Genomic DNA, 23,851 nt, shown 5'->3' with positions numbered 1-23,851 from the left:
CGACGTTGTGCCTGGGGAGGGCGCGTCCGTGTCGTTGCATGTTCAGGAGCCGGGTGAGGTTCCGGCCGAGACGGGCCGGGTGGCGCGGAAGGCGTTCCCGAAGAGCAGTCTGGCGATCCGGGTCCGTGATGAGCTGGGCGTGTTGTTCCGGGACGAGGCGTTCTCAGGGTTGTTCCCGGCCCGGGGCAAGCCTGCATGGTCGCCGGGCCGGCTGGCGCTGGTGCTTGTGCTGCAGTTCGTCGAGGGCCTGTCGGACCGGCAGGCCGCGGAGGCCGTGCGGGCTCGCATTGAGGGGAAATATGCCCTCGGGCTGGAGCTCGGCGATGCGGGATTCGACTACTCGGTCCTCTCGGAGTTCCGGGACCGCCTGGTCGCAGCCGAGGCAGGGCGGGAGTTGTTCGACGCGGTGCTCACGGCGGCCGGCGCGCGGGGGCTGCTGAAGACCGGTGGGAAGGCTCGCACCGACTCCACGCACGTAGTTTCCTCAGCACGGGAGTTGTGCTGGCTGGAGCAGGTCGGGGAGACCCTGCGAGCCGCCTTGAACGCGGTGGCCCACGCGGCGCCGGACTGGCTGGAGGCGGTCGCCTTGCCCGACTGGTTCAAGCACTACGCCACCAGGCTGGAGGACAGCCGGTTTCCCAGGAGCCGCAGCGGCCGGGACGCGATCGGACTGCGGATCGCAGGTGACGGTATGCACCTGCTTCAGGCCGTGCACGGGGCGGAACGCCACCTCACCTGCGGGAACTTCCCGCGGTGCAGATCTTGCGGCAGGTCTGGGTCCAGCCCTTCCAGCTGGTCGACGGGGAGGTGCGGAGGCGGGGCCCAAAAGACCGTCCACCAGGCGCGAAGCGCCTGGTCACACCGTATGACCGGGACGCACGCTGCAGCGTCAAGCGCGACACCATGTGGGACGGCTACAAGGTCCATCTGACCGAGACGTGCGAGGCCGGGGCACCGAACCTGCTCACCCGTTCGGCGAGCTGCGCGTGGATGGTGCTGGTCATCGCGATGTCCGGGACGGTGGCGACGGTGCCGGCCGAGCATTTCCTTGACGCCGGTTATCTCGACGGTCCCACGTTGGTGGCCGCCCGCCGTGACCTGGGCGTCGAGGTGGTCGGTCCGATGTCCTCCAACACCAGCAGCCAGGCAAACCTGCACAGCGGCGCCTACTCCCTGGACGCGTTCTCCATCGACTGGGACAACAAGACCGTGACGAAGCGGGATCGGCCGGTCGCCGGCGGACCGGCCCCGATCACCAGGCACGACGCGATCAGAGCACTACACGGCGAAGACCTGGGAGTCGTCGGCGAACGCCTTGAACTCCAGGGCGTTGCCCGCCGGATCGAGCAGGAACATCGTCCACTGCTCGCCGGTCTCGCCTTCGAAGCGCACGTAGGGCTCGATCACGAACGCGGTGTCCGCCGTACGCAGACGGTCGGCCAGCTTCTGGAACGCCGGGATCGTCAGGATCAGGCCGAAGTGCGGCACCGGGACGTCGTGGCCGTCGACCGGGTTGTGGATCCGCTGCGAGCGGGCCGACGACAGGTGCGTCACGAACTGGTGGCCGTGCAGGTTCCAGTCCACCCAGGTGTCCGCGCTGCGGCCCTGCTCCAGGCCGAGTACCTCTCCGTAGAAGTGGCGCGCGGCGGCCAGGTCGTCCACCGGCATGGCCAGGTGGAACCGCGGGATCGGGGAATCGGACGTGGTCATGGGCTGTGCCACCTTCCTCGCTGACGTGCCCGGCTCGGCCGCCGACCACAATGTCTGAATGTTAACATTGCGACAGTCGAAGGAGGCAAGGCCATGGGTGAACAGGACAGGGTGGACAGGGTGGCTCCCGCCCGCCGCCGAGGGCTGGCCGACGAGGTCGCGGACCGGATCCGGGAGGCCATCTTCAGTGGAGCCTTCGCTCCCGGCGCACAGCTGCGCGAGGTGGAACTGTCCGGCGCGCTGGACGTCAGCCGGGGTCCGGTGCGTGAGGCACTGCTCCGGCTGGAGCGCGAGGGCCTGGTCCGCAGCGCATGGCACCGCGGCGCCACCGTGACGACGCTGTCCGCTCAGGACGTCGCCGAACTGGACAGCCTGCGCGGCGCTCTGGAGCACCTGGCCGTCCAGCACATGGTCGCCAACGCCTCGGAGGAGGACATCGTGGCCGTCGAGAAGGCGGCTGAGCGCATGGACCGCGCCGAGGACGAGCACGCGATGGTGGCCTGTGACATCGCCTTCCACGACGCCGTCTACGCCGCCGCCCGGCACCTGCGCCTTCAGGAGGCATGGCAGGCGATCCGCTCCCAGGTCCACCTGTTCCTGCTGACCCGGATCGGTATCAGTTCCGAGGGCTACCTCTCCCACATCCCGGGCGAGCACCGAGAACTGGCCGCCGCCCTGCGCGCCCGCGACGCCGAGGCCGCCCTCGAACTCTTCGCCACCCACCGGCACCACGCCTTCGACGTGCTGACCGCGCCAACCGCTCCGAGCCGACCGGCGGAGCATCGGTCAACGGCCGATGAGCCCGCGGGTGCCGAGAACCACCGCGCCCCGACCGACCTGTGACGTCGGCGTGGGCACCGGCGGTTTCTCTGTGGCGTCCTCTGTGGTGTCAGCGTCACCGATGTGCGGACCCGCCGTACGGGCCCGCACCGCGACTCGTCTCAGAGTTGGACGTTGACCGCCTTGACCTGGGTGTAGAGATCGATGGCGCCTTCGCCGAGCTCGCGGCCCCAGCCGGACTGCTTGTAGCCGCCGAAGGGAAGGGCCGTGTCGAAGGCGTTGTACGTGTTGACCCAGACGGTGCCGGCCTTGAGCCGGCGGGCGATGCGGTGGGCCTTGGAGATGTCGCGGGTCCAGACGCCGGCGGCGAGGCCGAAGTCGGTGTCGTTGGCCTGGGGGATCACCCCGTTGCCGGCGGAGAAGGGCTGGGCCACGACGACCGGGCCGAAGATCTCCTCGCGTACGACGCTGAACTTGGGCTTGACGTCGACCAGGACGGTCGGCTGCACGTAGAACCCCGTGTCGCCGTGCCGTCCGCCGCCGGTCAGCGCGCGGGCCCCGTCGGCCAGGCCCTGGCGGAGGTAGCCGGTGACGCGGTCCACCTGTTCCTGGTCGATCAGTGGACCGACCTGGGCGGTCGGGTCGAGGCCGGGGCCCAGCTTCGCCTGGGCGGCGAAGTCGGCGACGGCCTGGGTGAACTCGTCGAAGATGCTGTCCTCGACGAAGAGGCGGGTACCGGCCACGCAGCACTGGCCGTGGTTGAACAGCCAGGCGTTCGCCGAGCCGGCCACCGCCGCGTCCAGGTCGGCGTCGGCGAAGACGATGTTGGGGCTCTTGCCGCCCAGCTCCAGGGAGACCTTCTTCAGGTTGCCCCGCGCCGCGTCGACGATCTTCTTTCCGATCTCGGTGGAACCAGTGAACGCCACCTTGTCCACATGGTCGTGGGCGGCGAGGGCGGCGCCCGCCTCACCGAAGCCGGTGACGATGTTGAACACCCCCGGTGGGATGTCCAGTTCCTGGATGATCTCCCCCAGGAGCAGGGCGGTCAGCGGGGTCTGCTCGGCGGGTTTGAGGATCACGGTGTTGCCGGTGGCCAGCGCGGGGGCCACCTTGAACGCGGCCATCAGCAGCGGGAAGTTCCAGGGAATGATCTGAGCGCAGACCCCGACCGGCTCACGCAGGGTGTACGCGTGCCACTCGGCGCCCGGCACCCAGGGCACCGACACGGGAATGGTCCGGCCTTCGACCTTGGTGGCCCAGCCCGCGTAGTAGTGGAAGATGTCCGCCGACCAGGCGACGTCCACCGCCTGCGCCACACCCGCGGACTTGCCGTTGTCGAGCGCCTCCAACTGGGCGAAGTCCTCGGCCCGTTCGAGCAGCCGGTCGCCGATCCGCCAGACGAGCCGTCCTCGCTCGGACGGTGTCAGCCTGCCCCAGGGCCCCTCGTCGAAGGCGCGGCGGGCCGCGGCCACGGCCCGGTCCACGTCCTCGGCGGTGCCGCGGGCCACGTCGGTGAGTTTGCCGCCGGTGGCCGGGTCGTGGGTGGCGTAGACAGCGCCCGCGGCCGCCTCCACCCACTGCCCGTCGATCAGCAGCTTCTTGGGTCCGCCGATGATGAAACTCCTTACGGCGGTGCTGAGTTCGTATTCCTGCGTGGTCGTGGTCATGGGCGTGTCCTCTCCTCGGGGTGGTGGGCTGAGGGTTCGTCGGTGAGTGCGGGTCCGGTGGGGGCTGGTCGCGCAGTTCCCCGCACCCCCGAAAGGCAGGGGCTGCGCCCCGTGCTTTTTGAACGGCCCGCAGGGGCCGTTGTCTTTAAGGGCACGGGAAACTGCGCGAGAAACCCCCACCGGACCCGCACCCGACAACGAACCCACCCCACCCCACCGCCCCTGTACCGGCGCAGCATCATCAGGACCCTCAGTCCCCGTGGCAGTGACGGCCAGCCGACGCGGGCACGTCCAGCGTGGGGTTGCGGTCGAAGAAGCCGACCGGCTTGAGCGTGAATCCGGCATAGTCGACGGGCATGACCGGCCAGTCCTCGGGGCGGGGGAAGTGGGTCAGCCCGAAGGTGTGCCACAGGACGATGTCCTCGCCGTCCAGCGGGCGGTCTGCGGCGGTCCACTCCGGCAGACCCGCCCCGCCCGGGTGCTGGTTGACGAAGTCGCCGGCCGGATAGCGCTCGTCCGGGTCGTACGCCGTCACCCACAGGTGCTTGGTCGCGAAGGCGGCCCGGTCGTGGATGACCGAGGAGTCGTCGGCGAGCAGGACCGGCCGACCCTCGGGGTGCAGGGCGTAACCCACCGGTCGGCCGAGGCGGTTGACCTTCTCCGGGTTCACGATCTGCCAGGTCCGCGCCCGTCCCTGGTCCGCCAGGCGCCGTGCCTGCGACTCCTGCCCGAGCCGGGTGCGCCGCTCGGCGAACGCGTTGCCGTACGGGTTGCCCGGCCCCATCGGCACCCGCACCGCGTCGACCTCCTCCACGGCGTTGTGGGTGCCGTCGACCGTCATGTCCAGCCGGGCCGAGAACAGATGCTGGTGGAAGGGCGCGCCGAGCCCCGGGGCGATCTGGGTGGCGTACTCGTGCCCCTCCTCCGGATACGCCGAGGTGAAGACGATCCCCGTCGCCTTGGCCTCGCACTGGATCGTGCCGTCGAGGTAGAGGTACCAGTAGAAGCCGTAGTCGTAGTTGCCGATGGTGGTGAAGAAGGAGACGACCAGGCGGCGCTGGCGGCGGGTCTCGTTGGAGTCGGCGAACATGTCGCTGTGCTTCCACAGGACGCCGTAGTCCTCCTCGTGGACGCAGATCGCGTTGCGGATCGTCTTCGGGTCGCCGAAGTCGTCGGCGATCACCGCGTCCAGGTAGGTGATCTCGCCGAGGCAGTCGCAGCCGAGCTCCAGGGAGTTGGTGTACCGGGCGAACATGTACTCGCCGGCGTCGAAGTAGTTCTGCCAGTAGCGTACGGGGGAGGGGTCGGCGTACGGGACGACCATCTCGGCGATCGACGCCCGGTAGACGATCGGGCGGCCGTCGAAGCCGAGTTGATGGAGTGTCAGGCCCTCGCGCTCGTTGAAGCCGATGCGCAGGCTCCAGTTCTGCCAGGTCAGCAGGCTGCCGTCGAGGGTGAAGCTGGGGCCCTGTGGCTGGGTGATCTCGATCGGTTTGAGGGTCGTGCGCGCTTCGCCGGCGACCTCGGGGTCGTCGAAGTTGCCGGACTCGGCCGGGACCGGCAATTCGCGGTGGTCGACGACCTCGATGACCTCGCGGGAGGTGAGGTCGACGTAGGCCACCATACCGTCGACCGGGTGGGCCCAGGGGTGGTCCTTCTCGTGCAACTGCTGGAAACCGAGGGCGCGTACGATCCGGCGGCCCTCGCCGACCGGACAGTCGTCGTAGGCGCCCGCCGACAGCGGGACCGTGCGGACGGTGGACGGGTCGAGACCGCGCCGCTTGAGGGCCTCGCACCACGCCTCGCTCGCCAGGACGATCTCCTCCACCAGATCGAACTCCGTGTCGGTGATGGGGAGTTGACCGGTGACGGCGGGGTCGATCCGGACGGACTTGTCGATCTCGGAACGGGACGCGGAGACGATCACGTCGTGCGATTCACCGGTCGGCAGATCCAGCAGCAGGACGCGGAAGCGACGGTCGACCACCGAGCCCGGGGCGTGGGCGAGGACGGCGGCCTTGTCGGGCTCCTCCGGGCCGCAGAAGGCCACGCGCACCGACTCGGTGAGCAGTCCGTTGTCCGTCAACACGGCCTTCACCGTGCGGAGTTCGTCCTCCGTGGTCAGGTCGAGGGGGTGGGCGGTCATACCGGCTCCTCCATGTGTGACTGGGTCGGGTGGGGCTGGCGGGAGAGGGCACGCGCCGCGTCGGGCCGTGCCAGCGCGAGGACGACACCCGTGGCGAAGAAGGCGGCCAGGACCGCCCCGATCGCCAGCGCGAGGCCGTGGGAACCGCCGATGAGCAGCGGGAAGTTGGTGACGGTGAGCGCCAGACAGGCGCACAGCCCGGCCAGGCCCAGCACGGGTGCCACCAGGGTGTGCCAGGGGCGGGTGTCGGCCTTCGTACGGCGGAAGAAGACGACGACCGCGAGACAGGTGAGCGCCATCAGAACCAGCACGCCCAGCGTCGCGGTCCCGGCCATCCAGGCGAAGACCTGGGTCACCGGGTCCAGGCCCGCCGCCACGAAGACGCCCAGCAGCACCAGGGCGGACGCGCTCTGGGCCAGGGACGCCAGGTGCGGGGAGCCGTGCCGGGTGTGGGCGCGGCCCCAGGAGGCGGGCAGGGCGGAGGAGTTGCCGAGGGAGAAGGCGTAGCGCGCCACCACGTTGTGGAAGGACAACAGTGCGGCGAACAGGCTGGTCACCAGCAGGACTTGGGCCACATCGCCGCCGACGGACCCGAGCCGGTGGGTCATCGAGGTGATCAGGATGCCGCCGGGGTCGGCACCCGCCTGCTTGACGACCTCGTCGTCGCCCCAGGCCGACACCAGCGCCCACGACGACAGCGTGTAGAAGCCGCCGATCAGCAGCAGGGCGAGATAGGTGGCGCGCGGCACCGTGCGCTCCGGGTCGCGGGCCTCGTCGCGGAAGACGGCGGTGGCCTCGAAGCCGAGGAAGCTGGCGATCGCGAACATGATCCCGATGCCGGGCGAGCCCGAGGCGATCTCCGACGGCTCCAGGAACGCGGTGGAGAGACCGGAGTGCCCGCCGCGTGCGGTCACCACCAGGTCGAAGACGAGCACGATGGCGACCTCGCACACCAGCAGCACGCCGAGCAGCCTGCTCGACAGCTCGATGTGCCGGTAGCCGAGCACGCCCACCAGGGCCAGCGCGGCGAAGGAGTACGCCGGCCACGGCAGTTCGGGCCCGCCGTAGTGCACGATCAGCGCCTGCACCGCGGCGCCGAAGTAGCCGTACACCGCGAGCTGTACGGCCGTGTAGGTGGCCAGGGCGAGAAACGCCGAGCCGAGACCGGTGACCCGGCCCAGGCCCTGCTGGACGTACGTGTAGAAGGCGCCCGCGTCCGGCACGTGCCGGCTCATGGCGCAGAAGCCGACGGCGAACAGCAGCAGCACCGCGCAGCAGATGACGAAGGTGGCGGGAAAGCCCGCGCCGTCGCCGAGGGCGATGCCCACCGGGACGGCGCCGGCGATGACGGTGAGCGGGGCGGCCGCGGCGACGACCATGAAGACGATCGAACCGACTCCGAGCGAGCCGCTGAGCGACCGTTTTCCGTCCGTGACCCTCGTGTCCATGTACCCTCCCGGGATCCGGTCGAGGAGAACTCCGACGCGGACAGACGTTCGCCGCGCCGTCATCCGGGGGTCAACGGGCGCTCTCCCGGCCCGGAAACACTGGCCGGCCCTGTCGCGGGCCGCGGGAACAGAAGCCGCAGGGATTCCCACAACCCGGGAATCCGCGGACCGTGATTCCCACTTCATGACTTCTGGCAGTAACAGGCGCGCGGCTTCCACCGACACTTCCTGCGGGTTACGTTGCTGCGGCAGAACCGCCGAACAGCTCGCGGGGCGGTTCCAGGAGTTCCGCGGGGAGCGTGACCACCCATGCCCGACCGTAGGGCGGCTTCGGCCGCGCCCGGCTACGCGAACCTGGCCGCCGCGGCCACGGCCGAGCCGAGCCGGCTCTCCACCCGTTCGCCCGTGCACGGCCTGGAACGGCGCGGTTTGGATCCGCTCCAGGTTCTCGCCCAGTCCGTGGCCGGTGCCGCGCCCGCCGCGGCGATGGCCGCCACACCGGCGATCGTGGCCGCCACGGCCGCGGGCTCCACGGTGTGGTCCTTCGCCGTGGCGACCGCTCTGGCCCTGTTGATCGGGTCCTGCATCGGACAGTTCACCCGGCGCATGGCCGCCGCCGGCTCGCTCTACAGCCTCACTGCCCAGGGGCTCGGCCCCGTCGGAGCGTTCGTCTGCGGCGGCGGGCTGCTCATCGGATACGGCGTCCTGACCATGGCGGGCTTCACCGGGGCGGCCGGCTACCTGACCGCGCTGCTCGCCCGCGCCGGGCTCGGTGCGCCGGGTGTGGTGTCTGTGGGCGTCATGCTCGTCCTGGCCGCCGTGGTGGCCGTCCTCATGATCCGTGGCATCCGTCCCGCGGCGCGTGTGATGCTGCTGTTCGAGGCCGTGTCCATCGTGCTGATGCTGGTCATCTTCGGGGCGCTGCTGATCCGCCACGGCATCCCGCATCATCTGCACCGGCTCGGGCTGCCGCCCCCCGACCTCGGCACGACGGCGGCCGGGGTGCTGCCCGCCCTGGGCGCCTTCATCGGCTTCGAGGCCGCGGCGGCGGTCGGCGTCGAGGCCCGGCACCCCTACCGCACGGTGCCCTGGGCGGTCCGCTCCACGGCGGCCGTCGCCGGACTGCTCTACCTGCTCGCCGCCTACTCCCAGCAAGTCGGCCTCGCCGACCTCCCCGGTGGGCTCTCCGGACAGCGGGAACCGGTCGGCGCCCTGGCCGACGCCCAGCACCTGCCCTGGCTGTCGGCCCTCCTGGAGGCGGGTGTCGCGCTGTCCTTCTTCGCGGCGGCCCTGGCCGGCTCGACCGCCCTGGTCCGGGTGCTGTTCTCGATGGGCCGTGAGGGCATCGCCCCGCGCCGACTGGGCGCGGCCCACGCCCGCTACCGCACCCCCCACGTGGCGATCGCCGTCGCCGTGCCGCTCACCGTCGCCGTCCCGGTGGCGCTGCGCCTCGCGGGCCTGGGCACGGACAGGGTGCTGATGCTGCTCCTGAACACCGCCACCTTCGGCTACCTGGTGGCGTACCTGCTGGTCTGTGTGGCCGCGCCCGTCTTCCTGCACCGCATCGGCGAACTCACCGCCTGGCCCGTCGCGGTCACCGTGATCTGCGCCCCGGCCCTCCTCACGGTCCTGGGTGCCTTCCTGGCCGCCCAGTCGGCGCACGCCCTGTGGGCGATCGGCGCTGCCCTGGTCCTCGGGGCGCTGTGGTTCGCCGTACTGCGCAGGCGCCGCCCCCGCGAACTCGCGGCGGTCGGGATCTACGACGAGACCCGCGCCGCCGACCTGCTGGGCGCTCCGGTGGCACCCCGGGAGGCGGCATGAGCCCTCCGCTCGAACCGGCCTCGCTGCCGGGACGCCAGCCCAGGGCGATCCGCAGCGCCTTCGCCGTGCTGGAGGAGGTGATCGCCGCCGGCCCCGGAGTGACCGCGAAGGAGATCTCGGCCGCGCTCGGACTGCCGCCGGCCACCACGTACCGGCTGCTCAACCTCCTGGTCGCCGAGGAGTACCTGGTCCGCCTGCCCGGCCTGGGCGGCTTCGCGCTGGGCCGCCGCGCCGCCCGGCTGTGCGTCCCGGTCCCGCCGCACCTGCCGCTCGCCGCGCGCGCCGTCCTGGACCACCTGCGCAACGTCATCCGGTGGGGCGTCCACCTGGCCTCCTTCACCACCGACCGCCTGGTCATGATCGATCCGGACCCCGACCACCCGCCCTCGGACGAAGCCCTCCTCGGCCGCTTCCCGCACGCCTCCGCGCTCGGCCACCTCCTCCTCGCGGCCCAGCCCGACTGGCACGCCGTCGCGCACGACCTGCGCCGGTTCACCCAGTACACGATCACCGACGGCGCGGAGCTGACCACCGAGCTCAAACAGGTCGCCGAGACCGGCCTGGCCCGCCAGTGCGGCCAACTCCGCGCGGACCGCGGCTGCCTCGCCGTGGCGATACGCCATCCCGCCGCCGGCACCCTGGTCGCCGGGCTCGCGCTGTCCGGTCCACCGGCCCGGGTGGCTCAGCCGAACGACGAACTGGTCGCCGTGGTCCGGGAACACGCGGAGCGCCTCGCACCGCTGCTTGCCTGACCGGGCACGCCCCGAGTTCGCCTCCACTCTTGACAGCACAGGAGGGCTGCGGTTTCTTAAAAGGTATTAGGTCTGGTCCTTGTACCAACACTGATGGGTCGCGGTGGGACACGGCCCGTATCCGGCCGTGGGTCTGCCGGACGTTCTGCTCGCTCGCTCTTCCCACTTCGTGCTCGGCATGCCGGAGAGGAACCACATGAACAGTTCTGGATCGAGTGCACCCTTGATCGCGGTCCCCGTCCGTCTCGATCGCGGTGATGCCGCGGCCGACCCTCGGGTGCGGGCCGCCTACAAGGCTTCCGAGGTGGTGCTGGAACTCGTGCGGACGGCTGGGGCGCGGCCGGTTCTGGTGGAACCGGGCCGGCCGGAGGAGACCGAGGTGCTGCTGAGCACGTGTCAGGGGTTCCTGGTGCCGGGTGGAAGCGACGTCGACCCGGCCCTGTACGGCGGCCCGGCCGACCACCCCGCCGTCTACGACGTCAACCCGGCGCAGGACCGGCTGGATCTCGCCGTCATCGAGTACGCCCTGCGCGTTCGCCGCCCCCTGCTCGGCATCTGCCGGGGCCTGCAACTGCTCAACGTGGCCCGCGGTGGAACCCTCTTCGTCGATCTTCCCCCGACGACGGTCACCCACAGCCTTCCGTTCTTCGGGGGAGACGAGATCGCCAGGCACGACGTCGAACTGGAAGCCGACAGCCGGTGCGCCGCGGTCTACGACGGGCAGCGGACGATCTCGGTGGCCTCCGCGCACCACCAGGCCGTGGACGAGGTCGGCACCGATCTGCGGGTGACCGCCCGTGCGGCGGACGGCTGCGTCGAAGCGGTGGAAGCCTCCGGCACGGAGAGCTGGCTCCTCGGTGTGCAGTGGCACCCGGAACTCGAGAACGCGGACGCCGCACTGCGCCTCCCGCTCTTCACGGCGCTCACGAAGGAGGCGAACCGCGCATGAACACCGAACACAGCACCCAGGCGGTCGCCGGGCGACAACTGGTGAGATCCCTTCAGGGCCGTCATATGACGATGATCAGCATCGGCGGTGCGGTGGGCGCGGGACTGTTCGTCGGTTCCGGCGTCGGCATCCAGCAGGCCGGGCCCGGCATCCTGATCTCCTACGGCCTCACCTCGGTACTGGTCGTCCTGGTCATGCGGATGCTCGCCGAGATGGCGGTGGCCCGTCCCGACTCGGGCGCGTTCGCCGTCTACGCCCGGCTGGCCTTCGGCCGCTGGGCCGGGTTCGCCACCGGCTGGATGTACTGGCTCGGCTGGCCGCTGGGGCTGGCCATCGAAGGCATCGCCACCGGAACCATCCTGCACAGCTGGCTCCCCGTGATACCGGTGTGGCTGGGCGGAGTACTGCTGATCGCGGTCATCACCGCCGTCAACCTCACCTCGGTGCGCGCCTACGGGGAGGTCGAGTACTGGGCGGTCTGGCTGAAGGTCGCGGTGATCGTGGCCTTCATCGCCGTCGGCCTGATCGCCATCGGCGGGCTGGTTCCCGGGACGCAGGCGCCCGGCACCAGCAATCTGCTGGGCCACGGCGGTTTCCTGCCCCAGGGAATCGGCGGAGTCGTGACCGCGTCCGTGGGGGCGATGTTCGCCTTCTCCGGCACCGAGATCGTCACCATCGCCGCGGGCGAGGCGGCGGACCCGGCCAAGGCCATCCGGCGCAGCACACGCAGCATCCTGTGGCGGATCTGCCTCTTCTACTTCGGCTCCCTGCTGGTGGTCGTCCTGCTGCTGCCCTGGAACAGCGCGGCGGTCGGCGAGAGCCCCTTCGCGGCCACTCTCCAGCATCTGGGCCTGAGCAACGCCTCCACCGTGCTGAGCGTGGTGATCTTCGCGGCGATGATCTCCACCATGAACTCCCAGGTGTATGTGAGCTCACGCATCATGTACTCCCTGGCACGCGACAGCGCGGCGCCACGCATCCTGGGCCGGATCTCCAGAACCGGCACCCCGCGCAACGCCATCCTCCTCGCCGTCTCGCTGGCCGTTCTCCTGCTGCTGCTCCAGTTCTTCCACCCCAGCACGGCCTTCTCCCGGTTGCTCGGGGTCGCGGGGGCCACCGTCTATCTGATCTGGCTGACCATCGTCGTCACCCAGCTCGTGCTCGGTCGGCGCGACCGGCTCGACGGGCGGCCGCCGGCTCCCGGCACCGGCATGTGGCTGTTCCCCGCGCTGAGTTGGTTCACTCTGGCGGCGATGCTCGCCCTGCTCGGCTTCATGCTCACCCTGCCGGCCGTGCGGACCGACATGTTGGGTGCACTCGTACTGATGCTGCTCCTCGTCGCCGCGGCCGTGATCTGGGCCCGTCTGCATCCGGCACGCAACGAGGCCGAGGCCGTCGTGGCGGAACCGGACACCGCCCTGGCCTGATGGCGCCCCGGTGCACCCCGGGCGCTTCGATCACGCTCTCCGCCCGCACGAGGCAGGGCGAGCGGCGATCGACGGCCGGTGTGCGCCGGCGGGCGATTCCCCGATTGTCTTCAGGAACGAGGAATTGGCTTCAGGAACGAGAACCGGAGTCGCTTCCGAAGCCACCCCATGGTCAGCGGGACGTGGAGTCGCCTTCGAACGCCCAGAGGTGCAGCTGCTCCCGGGTGTGCCCGATGTGCGCGCGCATCGCGGCCGCGGCACGTTGGTCATCCCCGTCCTTGATGGCCTCGTAGACCGCCTGGTGCTCCCGACGGTTGTCCTCCAGGACCAGTGTGTGATCGAACATCGGCGCGGGACTGAAGAACTCACCCCGCGCCTGGTGGACGGCGGCCTCCAGCCGCGTGGAGCGTGACGCCCTGGCCACGGCGTCGTGGAACTGCGAGTCGGCCAGCCGGAACGCCCCCAGCGCGGTCGCCTGCGCGAGCCGCTCGATCGCGTCGCTCATGGCGGACAGATCGTCGGCAGCGCGTCGGACAGCCGCCAGGGCCGCCACGTGCGACTCGACGGCGACGCGGAAGTCGATCATGTCGTCCATCTCGTCGACCCGCTCCCGCACCTGCACCCGCCACTGCTCGAACGGCTCCCGCAACGACGTGATGAACGTTCCCCCGTGCGGACCGCGCCGCACCTCGACGTACCCCTCGGCCGCCAGCTGCCGGATGGCTTCCCGCAGACTGACCCGTGCCACGCCCAGGCTCGCAGCCAGCTCTCGCTCGGGGGGCAGACGATCACCTGGGCTCAGCGTGCCTCCGTGAATGCGGCCCTTGAGGTGGTCCTGGATGCTCTGCGTCAACGTGACGGCCGTAACCCTGCGATTCATAGGTATGAGGTTAGAACCAGACGTGCCGCACAGGCCACGCTGCTGAGGTGCGTACGGACGTACTCCGTCACGTATTCGAGTCGCATCCCTGTACTGGCCGGAAACGCAAGGCCCTCGCCATGGCGGCCGCTCTCACGTCGGGCCGGCCGGGCGGGGTGGCCCGGACTACGCGCGGCTCTCCGCGCTCCGATCGGTGGCCGGCGACGCGGCTCGGGGCCGCAGACGGGCCAGTACGACGCCGCCGAGCACGGCCAGCACCAGTGCGGCGCCCGCGACGACACCGAGGACGTCGGAGCCGCCCATGAGGACAGGCAGGTTGCGGATCATGATCGCCAGGACCAGGGCCAGACCGAGTGCGCCGAGACCGGGAGCGACCAGGGTGTTCCACCGCCGTGTGCCGACCCGGTCGCGTCGGAAGAAGACGAGCACCGCGCAACAGGTGAGCAGCATGAGAAGGACGATCCCGACCGCCATGATTCCACCGAACCACGTGGCCACCTGCACGACGGGGTCGAGCCCCGCCACGACGCAGATCGCGACGAACACGGCGCTGATGACGGTCTGCGTGTTCGAGGCGAATCCGGGCGACCCGTGCCGGGGGTGCACCTGTGCCAGCCTCGCGGGCAGCACCCCGGTGGTACCGAGGTTGAAGTAGTAGCGCGCCAATACGTTGTGCAGGCTGAGGACGCAGGCGAGCGCGCTGGTCACGATCAGGACGACCACTACGTCCGCGGTGACCTTGCCCGCGAAGTTCTGCGCCGTGTCGATGAACATCGTGCTGGGATCCTTCGCCGCCCGGCCCACGACCCCGTTGTCACCCCACGCGGTGACCATCAGCCAGGCGGTGAGGGTGTAGAAGCCGCCGATCAGGGCCAGCGCCAGATACGTCGCCCGCGGGATGGTCCGCTGGGGGTCACGGACCTCGTCGCGGTAGATGGCGGTGCTCTCGAAGCCCACGAATGCCCCGATGGCGAACATGAGCGCGAGCGCCGGCGAGCCCGAGGTCATGGCCGAGACATGCACGATGCCGGACGAGTAGCCCTCCGGACCGTCCTTGACGAGGACGGCGGCATCGACGACGACAACGACGACCACCTCGGCGATGAGCAGCAACCCGAGAACCTTGCCGGACAGGTCGATCCGCCGATGGCCGAGGAAGCCGACGAGCGCGATCACCGCCGCCGCCCACACCCACCATTTTCCGGCGGGGAGGCCGTACTGCACCAGCAGGTTGCTGATCGCCTGGCCGATGAAGCCGAGGATGCCGAACATGTTGGCGGTGTAGGTGACCAGGGCGAGGAATCCCGTGCCGATCCCGAGCCCGCGTCCCAGACCTCGGGTGACGTAGGTGTAGAAAGCGCCGGCCTCGCCGACGTGTGGAGTCATGGCCACGAATCCCACGGCGAACAGGGCGAGGATCACCGTCGCGGCTATGTAGGCGGCCGGGTACCCGGGGCCGTTGCCGACCAGGATGCCGATCGGTGTGCTCAGGGCCGCGACCGTCAGGGGCGCGGCCATCGCGAGCACCATGAATGTCAGCGTGCCGAGACCGATGGAACCTGAGAGTTTGTGGTCGGCGCCTGCTCCGACCGGCGCTGACGTGGGCTTTCCCAACGATTGACTCACTGGATCTCCTGGGTTGTCGGAGCCGGCTTCCGGGACGTCGCCCTCGACAGGGAGTCGGCGGAACCTGGGAACGACCTTGCTGCCGAGCGTCATCGTCTCGGTATCCGAGGGGGCGTTCCTTTATGCGAGCCATACGGTGGCGGTGAGCAGGGAGCACTGTCAAGCAACATGCGGCATTTCTCATGGCCTGGGCGCAAAATCCAAGGGTGGAGGCGGGGTGCTCCGTGTCATCGTCTTCGAGTACCGAAACCGCATGCCGAAGCCTATTGTCCCGGCAGGTTCAATGCTCTACGGTGCAGACCAATGCTCCAACCCTGCTGCCCGCGGGCGTGGGCGTCGCCGGGCACAGTGGCCCGGGGGTTCCCCGGAGTCCGGGCGGGCTCGCCTAGGCCCCGCGCGGGCGGACCGCGATTCCATGGGCCTTTGCCGGCCGTCGCTCGCGGCATCCCGTTCCGGCCGTCCGGGTGCGGTGACGGCCGAGGGCCTGCGGCCCCGGCCTCCGGTGGCCGATCGCCGCATGTGCTTGTGCCGCGAAGACAGATGAGTTGTCAGCCAAGAGTGATAGTGGGAGCCAATCATGAGTGACCAGGCCCGTCCGGCGTCGAAGTCCCCGTCGGAGCTGGAGCGCTTCGGTGACGTGACACGTGTGCGAGTCGAGACTCCCGACCTGAACGGCGGTCTGCGGGGGAAGTACCTCTCCGCCGACAAGGTGCGGTCGGGGAAGAGCATCCCCATCACGGAGGTGTACCTGGCCGCGACCGTGGACGACGATCTCTTCGACACCGCCCTCAGTGCGGAGGAGGCCGGAAACGGCGACATGCTGCTGGCCCCCGACTGGTCGACGGCGCGCGCGATGCCCGGCGAACCCGGCGTGGTCGCCGTTCTGGCCGACGGCGAGACCAAGTCCGGACAACGGCATCCGATGCACCCGCGCAGCGTTCTTCGCAACGTCGTCGACCGGGCGGCGTCACACGGCTACGAAGGCGTCTTCGGCGTGGAGTTCGAGTTCACGATCTTCCGGGACGACCCCGACTCCGACCGGGCGCGACGAGCCGGCGACGTGCCCGGCATGACCCGCATCTCGCGCAGCAACCAGTGTTACAGCCTGACGCGATGGGCCGACTTCGGCGAGTTCGCGACAGACCTGGACGACTCGGCGCGTGCCTACGGCATCCCGATCGAGATGATGATGACCGAGGTGGGCACCCACCACATCGAGGCGGCGCTGGCTCCGGCCCCGGCGCTCCAGGCGGCGGACATGGCCACGCGCTTCAAGGTCCTGCTCCGGCAGGTCGCGCAGCGGCACGGCTTCTTCGTGTCGTTTATGGCCAAGGTGAACCTGGCCGAGCAGGGAACCTCCGGCCACCTGCACCAGAGCCTGTGGAAAGACGGCAGGAACGTGTTCTGGGGCGGCGCGTCAGACACGCTCAGCGAGGCGGGACGCCACTATGCGGCCGGCGCCCTCCGCGCCTCGCACGAGTGCACGGCGTTCTTCGCGCCCTGGCCGAACTCCTACCGTCGCTACGTTCCCGGTTTCTTCGCGCCCGTCACTCTCGACTGGGGCTGGGACAACCGGACGACCGCCCTCCGCGCGATCACTCTCTCGGAGGACTCGGCCCGTTTCGAGAACAGGCGTGGTGGCAGCGACTTCCATCCGTACCTCGCGATCGCCGCGTGCCTCGCGGGCGGGGTCGACGGCATCCTCACGTCCGAAGAGCTGATCGAACCGGGCACTCCGGTGCCGGGCCGGGAGCTGCCGCAGGACCTCGCCACGGCGGCGGTCCTGCTGCGAAAGTCCGAACTGGCCCGCGACTGGCTCGGGGACGAGGTGGTCGAGCTCTACGCGCAGAGCCGGGACCACGAGGTCCAGACGTACGCCGCCCTCGCGGCGGCGCACATCCCACGCTGGGAGATCCAGCGCTACTTCGAGATCGTCTGATGACGAATCCCGGCCGGGTACCGCGCCCACAGCACTGCCTCACCACGATCACCGAATGGAGCAGGACGTGACCAACGAGTCGAGTTCGTCGACCATCTCTCCAGACGTCGAACCCCCGTTCGCGACCATCGAGGAAGCGTTCTCCAAGGCCAAGGAGAACCTCGAACCCGGAGCATGGGACTACCTCGAGGGCGGCGCGGGCAGCGAGATCACGCTGCGCGCCAACCGGGCCGAGTTCACCCGCTGGCAGTTCCGGCCGAGGGTCATGAGCGGTCTGCCGTCGCCGGAGACCTCCACGACCGTCCTGGGGATACCGCTCGCCCTGCCCGTCCTGACCGCGCCGTTCGGCGCCGACGGCATGTTCGCTCCCGAGGGCCACAAGGCGGTCGCCCAGGCGAACGAGGTCCATGGCGTCATCAGCGTCGTCCCCGAGGCCGGCACGTTCTCCATGGAGGATGTGGCGAGTGCCTCGCCCGCTGCGGCACGCATCTGCCAGCTCCACCCGATGGGGGATCCCGCGGGCTTCCGGCGCATGCTCAAGCGGATCGAGGCAGCCGGATACTCGGCGATCTGTGTGACCGTGGACTGCCCGACGGCCGGCTGGCGCGAACGGAACCTCCGCAACAAGTTCGACGTGCAGCGGGAAGTCTTCGGCGGCAACTATCCGGCGTGGTGGGGCCCCCGCGAACTCGGTGAGGTGTTCGGGCAGCTCTTCTCCCGGACCGCACCGGTCTGGAGCTGGGACGAACTCGCCGCGGAGATGTCGCACACGTCCCTGCCCTGGATCGCCAAGGGCATCCTGAACGGTGAGGACGCGCAGGCGGCGGTGGGCGCAGGCGCGTCGGCGCTCGTCGTGTCGAACCACGGCGGGCGCCAGCTGGACAGCGCGCCCCCCGCGCTGGCGCAGCTTCCCGAGGTCGTGGCCGCGGTGGGCGGACGGGCCGAGATCCTCCTGGACAGCGGGATACGACAGGGAAACGACATCGTCAAGGCCGTCGCTCTCGGGGCCAGGGCCGTGTTCCTCGGACGTCCTGTCGCGGCGGCCCTCGCCGCCGGCGGACAGGCCGGCGTCGAACACGCGCTGTGGCTCCTGCGGGAGGAGATGATCTCGACGCTCACGCTGCTGGGCCGGGGCTCGATCACCGACCTCGGTCCCGACGCTGTGACCAGGTCGGGCTCCTGACCCGGTACGGCGCGCACGGCGTTGCGCGCTGACGACAGAACCTGGACCACGGACAACCGTCGACGAGCACGGTTGGGAAGCCCTCCCGGACATGAGGACGCACGCCTGATGGCGAACTTCGATTCAGCCCCCCTCATCGGCCTGACCGGCCGTCGCGGTGCGGGACACATGCTCGGATTTCCCGAGCCCTTCTTCGACACCGCTCTCGACATCTATGTGAGCGACTACGCCAGGTCGGTCCTGGACGCCGGTGGTGTGCCGGTACACCTGCCGATGGACGCTCCGCCGAGCCGCCTGGTCAAGAGTCTGGACGGCATCGTGATCTCCGGCGGGGAGGACGTCGATCCGCGGCTCTACGGCGAGGTCGCCGGGCCGAAGACGTCACGCATCGACCGGGCACGCGACGCCTTCGAGTCCGGGCTGTTGCGAGCGGCCCTCGATCAGGGCATTCCCGTGCTCGGCATCTGCCGTGGCAGTCAGCTGATCAACGTCGCCCTCGGCGGCTCGCTCGTCGCCGACCTGCCGGCGGGCCAGGGGGAGTCCCACGGACTGGCCGCCTACCACCGGACCGACCGCGTGCACCGTGTCTCGTTCGAGCCCGGGACCATCGCGCACGCCCTCTACGGCGCGGAGACGATGGTGAACTCCTTCCACCACCAGTCCGTCGCCAGGCCGGGCGAGGGGGTCACCGTCACCGGACGGGCCGATGACGGCGTCGTGGAGGCGATCGAGGCGGCGGCGGGCCGGTTCCTCGGAGTCCAGTGGCATCCCGAGGTGTTCGGCGGCGACCCGGCCTTCCACTGGCTGGTCTCCGCCGCACAGGACAGCGACCGCCTGCCCGACGAGCGGGTGAGAACTCGTGTCGTCACCGCGACGGCGCCGCGATTCCTGGCCGGGGACGTCTCCCCGTCGAAGGACGCCGAACGTAATCCAGAGCGCTATCTCGATCGGATCTGAGCCATGGAATTTCCTGAACTGTTCACCTGGGTCGACGGCGCACCCGAGAAATCCCCTGTTCCCGCGGGCGACCTGTTCGATCCCAACACCGAAGAAGTCCTGGCCCCGAACCTGGCCAGTTCGGCCGACCAGGTCGAGCGCGCCCTCGCCGCAGCCGAGCGCGCGCACCGCGACGGAGACTGGCTGGCTCTCGGGCCGGAGGGCCGCGCCAAGGTTCTTCTCTCCTGGGCGGACCGGTTGGACGGCCAAGGGCAGGAGATCGCTCGTCTCGACGCCCTGAACAGCGGTGTTCCCATCAGCGTCACCGCACTCTTCGGTTCGTCGAACAGCGGAACCGTCCGTGAGGCGGTGCGGCTGCTCCGCGAGCGGGGAGACACGTACTCGGTGTCCTCCGATCAGCGGCCGGTGACGGTCCGCCATGTCCCGTGGGGTCCGACGGCGCTGATCGTGCCGTGGAACGCGCCGTCCGCGATGGCGGTCAAGAAGCTGGCCTACGCACTGGCGGCAGGCGCCCCCGTGGTCCTCAAGCCGTCACCCGCGTCACCGTGGAGCGCCGAGCTGGTGGTGCGGGCGGCGCACGAGGCGGGTCTGCCGGCCGGTGTCGTGAACATGGTGCTGGGCGGGGGAGACGTCGGTACGGCGGTGGTGTCCGACTCCCGTGTCCGGGCGATCTCCATGACCGGCTCGACGCCGACCGGGCGGGCCATCGCGGCCGTCGCGGCACCCCGCTTCACCAGGCTCCAGCTGGAGCTGGGATCGAACAACCCCGTCGTCGTGCGGGGCGACGCGGATGTGGTGGAAGCCGCGAGCGTCATCGTCTCCGGCTCGCTGAAGCTGTCGGGGCAGTGGTGTGAGGCGCCCCGGCGTGTACTGGTCGCCCGTGCGCTGCTGCCCGACCTGGTCTCCGCCCTGTTCGCCGAGGTCGGCCGGTGGCGTGTGGGCTCCAGCCTCGATGCCGCGACCCGGGTCGGACCCGTCGCCTTCGAGGCCAGGCGAACCGAACTCGAGGGCCAGGTACGGCAGTTCGCCGCATCGGGCGCCCGCCTCCTGCGGGTCGACGACGTGCCGGACAAGGGCTGGTTCTTCAGTCCGACCATCGCCTACGGCGAGGGGCTCGACGCCGTCGGCGAGATGTTCGGGCCACTGCTCAGCGTGCAGCCGTACGACACCGAGGACCAGGCGGTGGCACTGGCGAACGCGGGCCAGGTGGGACTGGCCGCCTATGTGATGACGGCCGACATCGATGCGGGAATCGCACTCGGAGCCCGTCTGGTGGCGGGCGAGGTCAAGATCAACGGTTCGAGCGTGCTGGACATGTCCGAGGGATCGGTGCAGAGCTTCTTCGGGGACGGCGGCTTCGGCGGCCACGGCGACCGGGACCTGCTCGGCTTCTTCACGGGCAAGCAGATCGTCGGTACGGACCGCCCTGGTCTGCCGCTGTGAAGGCGTAGACCTGCGCCCGCCCCGCGAGGTGACCCACGACCGGCTCGTAGGTCACCTCGTGGTCATGTCGGCTTCGGCGTGTCCGTCCTCATGAAAATGCCGGCGGAGTCGGCGGTCGCCCGGATGTGCCGGTTCATGAGAGCCGCCGCGTCGGTGTCCTTGTGGTCGGCGAGGGCGTCGATGATGGCCTCGTGCTCGGGGACGCAGCGGTCCTGCAGGGTCCGGAGGGTCGGCAGCCGGTACGGGTGGAACAGGGCGGCGCGGGCTTCTTCGACGGCGTCGCGTACGAGTTCCGCGCGGGCCGCTTCGGCGATGCGCATGTGGAAGCGCTGGTCGCACTGCCGGAACTCGCCGGGGTCGGTGGTGCGGCTCATACGGTCGTTGAGATCACGCAGTGTGGTGATGAGGGCCGGGTTCGCGCGGGTGGCCGCTCGGTGTGCGGCCAGCGACTCGACGGTCGCGCGGAAGTCGAAGATGGCCTCCAGGTCGATTCCCTGGTCGGTGAACCAGCGCCGTACCTCGTCGATGGACCCGGTGCGGTCGAGGACGAAGTTGCCGCCCGCGGCGCCTCTGCGGACCTCGACGTAGCCGGCGCCTTCGAGGTTGCGCAGGGCCTCGCGGAGGGTGGCGCGGGAGACGCCGAGCCGGGTGGCGAGGTCCCGTTCCGAGGGAAGCCGTGAGCCGGCGGGGAATTCGTACAGGTGAATGGCGCGCTTCAGGTAGCGCACCACCACGCTGTGCGCCGGGGCGATGTCCACCGGTCGCAGACCCGCGGAAGCCGTGTTGTCGTCGGTTGACACCTGGTCAGCGTAACGCGAGGTCACGTGCCGTCCATGAACAAGGTCTTGAGCTCGGTGTTCGCCTCGAGTCCGGCCAGGCCGTTCGCACGGCCGATGCCCGACTGCTTGACCCCGCCGAACGGCGCCTGGAGATGGTTGGACGTGTTCGAGTTGACCGCCAGGACGCCGCTCCTCACCTTGCGCGAGACGCGGATGGCCCGCGCGACGTTCCCGGTCCAGATCGACCCCGACAGACCGTACCGCGTGTCGTTCGCGAGCCGGATCGCCTCTTCCTCGGTGGCGAACGGGATCACGCTGACGACCGGGCCGAACACCTCTTCCCGAGCGACCCGCATGTCCGGGCGCACCCCTGTGAGCACGGTGGGGACGTACCAGCCGCCCCCCTCGGGAAGACCGGTGGGCTTGGCGCCGCCGGTGACGGCCACGGCTCCGTCGGCGACGCTCTCCTCGACGAATCCGTGCACGCGGTCGTGCTGGGCGACAGAGATCAGCGGACCGAGGTCCGTGCTCTCGTCCAGGGGGTCGCCCACCTTGAGCCGCGCCGAGGTCCGCGCGTACCCCTCGACGACCTGGTCGTAGACGCTTTCGTGGATCAGCAGACGGGACCGCGCGCAGCAGTCCTGGCCCGCGAGGCCGAACATCGCCTCCGGAGCGACTGCGCAGACCCGGTCGAGATCGGCGTCGGCGAAGACGATGGCCGCGGACTTGCCGCCGAGCTCCAGCGTCAGGCGCTTGAACGTGCTCGCGGCGCGCCGCGCGATGTCCTGGCCCGTCGCGGTCGAGCCGGTGAAGGTGACGCGCGCCACGGCGCGGTTCTCGACCAGGGCCCGGCCCACCGAGCCGTCGCCGGGGAGGATGCTGAGACATCCCTCGGGGAGCCCGGCCTCACTGGCGAGGTCACCGAAGACCAGCGAGGTGAGCGGGGCCAGTTCGGAGGGCTTGAGGACGACCGTGTTCCCCGTGACGAGCGCGGGGCCGGCCTTCTGCGCCGCCATGGCGATCGGCGCGTTCCACGCCGTGATCGCCGCCACGACGCCGAGCGGCTCGCGCTGCGTCATCAGCAGACCGCCGGCGTCGTTGGGGATGGTCTCGCCGACGATCTTGTCGACCGCGTCGGCGCTGTAGCGCAGCAGTGCCGAGGTGGCCCGGAGCATCCCCCGGGACTCCCGGATCGTCAGGCCGTTCTCGCGGGTCTGGAGGACGGCGAGTTCCTCCGCGCGTGCCTCGACGAGGTCGGCCCAGCGGTGGAGTACGGCGGCGCGGGCCGAGGGCGCCGTGTCGGCCCACGACTCCTGGGCCGTCACCGCCGCCGCTACGGCCCGGTCGACGTCCACGGTGGAGGCGTACGCCACCTCCGCGAGCTCCGCTCCGGTAGCCGGCTCGTAGACGGTGAAGGTCTTCCCGTCGGCGGACGGCGCGCGGGTGCCGGCGAGGACGAGTCGTTCGGTGGACATGGGGTGACCTTTCGTCGGACGTTCTCGATGGGCGGAGGATCTGTCACCTGGCGCCGGGCGACCCGTTCGACGCCGCTGCCCGGGCACGGGCGGTTTCCACGAGCCATTGGAAGGCGGGGTCCGGTGCCGCGTGGGCCTCGGGGTGCCACTGGACGCCGAGGGCGTCGTGGTCGGCGCACTCGATCGCCTCGACGAGGCCGTCGTCGGAGCGCGCGGCCACCCGGACGCCGGGCGCCACGGTGTCGACCGCCATGTGATGCATGCTGTTCACCTGGGCCCGCTCCCCGTAAAGGGAGTGCAGCGTGGTGCCCTCGACGAAGTTCACCCGGTGTGCGGGGAGGGCCGCCGCCTGGTCGCGCCGTTCGTGGCCCGGCAGGTGGTGGTCGTACACGGTCCCGCCCAGTGCGACGTTCAGGATCTCGTGGCCCCGGCAGGTCCCGAGCACCGGGATGCCGCGTGCGATCGCCGCCCGGACGACCGCGATGTCGAACTCGTCCTGCTCGGCGTCGAGCGGCGTGGTGTCCGCGGTGACCTCACCACCGTAGAAGCGCGGGTGCACGTCGGCTCCACCGGACAGCACGACGGCGTCGAGCCGCCGCACCAGGGCCTCGGGCGACGAGTCCCGGGGCAGGACGACGGTCATGCCACCCGCCGCCGCGATGTTCCGCGCGTACAGCTGGACGCCCACGTCGACGAACACCCCGTCCCACATCGCCGGGTACTGGGGGAACAACGTGGCTCCCGCGTAACGCCGCCCGGTGACGCCCACCAGGGGCGTCCACGGGGCGCCGCTGGTGGGCGTCACCCCGTCGGCATGATGGTGTGCGGGTCCTCGCAGCTCGTCCTCGCTGGTTCCCGGTGTCATCGGT

18 protein-coding genes and 1 pseudogene are annotated in these 23,851 nt (G+C 70.3%); 10 read left to right on the top strand and 9 right to left on the bottom strand.

Features of this window, described 5'->3' with window-relative positions; all coding sequences use genetic code 11:
• Positions 1-28: 28 nt before the first annotated feature.
• Positions 29-973: pseudogene (locus ACIQBL_RS17010) on the top strand (transposase); the annotation flags it as partial.
• Positions 974-1,278: 305 nt separating this feature from the next.
• Here the strand turns inward: ACIQBL_RS17010 and ACIQBL_RS17005 are convergent.
• Positions 1,279-1,710: a VOC family protein gene (locus ACIQBL_RS17005; RefSeq protein ID WP_401942117.1), complete on the bottom strand. Its 432-nt coding sequence runs from the start codon at positions 1,708-1,710 to the stop codon at positions 1,279-1,281.
• Positions 1,711-1,803: 93 nt separating this feature from the next.
• Between ACIQBL_RS17005 and ACIQBL_RS17000 the strand changes: the two genes are divergently transcribed.
• Positions 1,804-2,553: a GntR family transcriptional regulator gene (locus ACIQBL_RS17000; RefSeq protein WP_401942115.1), complete on the top strand. Its 750-nt coding sequence runs from the start codon at positions 1,804-1,806 to the stop codon at positions 2,551-2,553.
• Between the two features lie 98 nt (positions 2,554-2,651).
• Here the strand turns inward: ACIQBL_RS17000 and ACIQBL_RS16995 are convergent, their stop codons facing one another.
• From ACIQBL_RS16995 to ACIQBL_RS16985, 3 genes are all read right to left on the bottom strand, one after another.
• Entirely contained in the window at positions 2,652-4,157 is a 1,506-nt protein-coding gene (locus tag ACIQBL_RS16995) for an aldehyde dehydrogenase family protein (RefSeq protein WP_401942112.1), read from the bottom strand.
• 250 nt (positions 4,158-4,407) lie between these two features.
• Positions 4,408-6,303: a primary-amine oxidase gene (locus tag ACIQBL_RS16990; protein WP_401942110.1), complete on the bottom strand. Its 1,896-nt coding sequence runs from the start codon at positions 6,301-6,303 to the stop codon at positions 4,408-4,410.
• Positions 6,300-7,751 (bottom strand): APC family permease, encoded by a 1,452-nt coding sequence (locus ACIQBL_RS16985; RefSeq protein WP_401942107.1) that lies wholly within the window; start codon positions 7,749-7,751, stop codon positions 6,300-6,302. Before ACIQBL_RS16985 ends, ACIQBL_RS16990 begins: the two co-directional genes overlap by 4 nt.
• Positions 7,752-8,060: 309 nt before the next feature.
• On the opposite strand from ACIQBL_RS16985, the gene ACIQBL_RS16980 reads away from it, so the two are divergent.
• The 4 genes from ACIQBL_RS16980 to ACIQBL_RS16965 all read left to right on the top strand — a co-directional run bounded on the left by ACIQBL_RS16980 (position 8,061) and on the right by ACIQBL_RS16965 (position 12,700).
• A complete protein-coding gene (locus ACIQBL_RS16980; RefSeq protein ID WP_401942106.1) occupies positions 8,061-9,572 on the top strand; it encodes an APC family permease in 1,512 nt (503 codons plus the stop codon).
• Positions 9,569-10,324, top strand: a complete 756-nt coding sequence (locus tag ACIQBL_RS16975; protein WP_401942103.1) for an IclR family transcriptional regulator — start codon at positions 9,569-9,571, stop codon at positions 10,322-10,324. Before ACIQBL_RS16980 ends, ACIQBL_RS16975 begins: the two co-directional genes overlap by 4 nt.
• Before the next feature lie 223 nt (positions 10,325-10,547).
• A complete protein-coding gene (locus ACIQBL_RS16970; RefSeq protein WP_401942100.1) occupies positions 10,548-11,273 on the top strand; it encodes a gamma-glutamyl-gamma-aminobutyrate hydrolase family protein in 726 nt (241 codons plus the stop codon).
• Positions 11,270-12,700: an amino acid permease gene (locus ACIQBL_RS16965; RefSeq protein WP_401942097.1), complete on the top strand. Its 1,431-nt coding sequence runs from the start codon at positions 11,270-11,272 to the stop codon at positions 12,698-12,700. Before ACIQBL_RS16970 ends, ACIQBL_RS16965 begins: the two co-directional genes overlap by 4 nt.
• 172 nt (positions 12,701-12,872) lie before the next feature.
• On the opposite strand, the gene ACIQBL_RS16960 is transcribed toward ACIQBL_RS16965, so the two are convergent.
• Positions 12,873-13,580, bottom strand: coding sequence for a FadR/GntR family transcriptional regulator (locus ACIQBL_RS16960; RefSeq protein ID WP_401942096.1), 708 nt, complete (start codon positions 13,578-13,580; stop codon positions 12,873-12,875).
• Between the two features lie 165 nt (positions 13,581-13,745).
• A complete protein-coding gene (locus tag ACIQBL_RS16955) occupies positions 13,746-15,299 on the bottom strand; it encodes an APC family permease (RefSeq protein ID WP_401942094.1) in 1,554 nt (517 codons plus the stop codon).
• A 484-nt stretch (positions 15,300-15,783) separates the two neighbouring features.
• Here ACIQBL_RS16955 and ACIQBL_RS16950 point away from each other — a divergent pair, with 484 nt between their 5' ends.
• The 4 genes from ACIQBL_RS16950 to ACIQBL_RS16935 all read left to right on the top strand — a co-directional run bounded on the left by ACIQBL_RS16950 (position 15,784) and on the right by ACIQBL_RS16935 (position 20,728).
• On the top strand, positions 15,784-17,145 hold the full coding sequence (locus ACIQBL_RS16950; RefSeq protein ID WP_401942091.1) for a glutamine synthetase family protein: 1,362 nt from the start codon (positions 15,784-15,786) through the stop codon (positions 17,143-17,145).
• A 55-nt stretch (positions 17,146-17,200) separates the two neighbouring features.
• Complete coding sequence (locus ACIQBL_RS16945) at positions 17,201-18,328, top strand: alpha-hydroxy acid oxidase (RefSeq protein ID WP_401942089.1); 1,128 nt, start codon at positions 17,201-17,203, stop codon at positions 18,326-18,328.
• A 108-nt stretch (positions 18,329-18,436) separates the two neighbouring features.
• Entirely contained in the window at positions 18,437-19,285 is an 849-nt protein-coding gene (locus ACIQBL_RS16940) for a gamma-glutamyl-gamma-aminobutyrate hydrolase family protein (protein WP_401942086.1), read from the top strand.
• Between the two features lie 3 nt (positions 19,286-19,288).
• Positions 19,289-20,728: an aldehyde dehydrogenase family protein gene (locus tag ACIQBL_RS16935; RefSeq protein ID WP_401942083.1), complete on the top strand. Its 1,440-nt coding sequence runs from the start codon at positions 19,289-19,291 to the stop codon at positions 20,726-20,728.
• Between the two features lie 62 nt (positions 20,729-20,790).
• On the opposite strand, the gene ACIQBL_RS16930 is transcribed toward ACIQBL_RS16935, so the two are convergent.
• Genes ACIQBL_RS16930 through ACIQBL_RS16920 form a run of 3 tightly spaced genes read right to left on the bottom strand, consistent with a single transcriptional unit; the run spans position 20,791 to position 23,847 of the window.
• On the bottom strand, positions 20,791-21,528 hold the full coding sequence (locus tag ACIQBL_RS16930; RefSeq protein ID WP_401942081.1) for a FadR/GntR family transcriptional regulator: 738 nt from the start codon (positions 21,526-21,528) through the stop codon (positions 20,791-20,793).
• Between the two features lie 20 nt (positions 21,529-21,548).
• On the bottom strand, positions 21,549-22,982 hold the full coding sequence (locus ACIQBL_RS16925; RefSeq protein WP_401942080.1) for an aldehyde dehydrogenase family protein: 1,434 nt from the start codon (positions 22,980-22,982) through the stop codon (positions 21,549-21,551).
• A gap of 43 nt (positions 22,983-23,025) precedes the next feature.
• Positions 23,026-23,847, bottom strand: coding sequence for a gamma-glutamyl-gamma-aminobutyrate hydrolase family protein (locus ACIQBL_RS16920; RefSeq protein WP_401942079.1), 822 nt, complete (start codon positions 23,845-23,847; stop codon positions 23,026-23,028).
• Positions 23,848-23,851: the final 4 nt, after the last annotated feature.

This window comes from Streptomyces sp. NPDC088350 (assembly GCF_044753545.1).
Classification (GTDB): Bacteria; Actinomycetota; Actinomycetes; order Streptomycetales; family Streptomycetaceae; genus Streptomyces.
The sequence above is the reverse complement of the archived record's forward strand: the minus strand, read 5'-3'. Positions and strand labels throughout refer to the sequence as shown.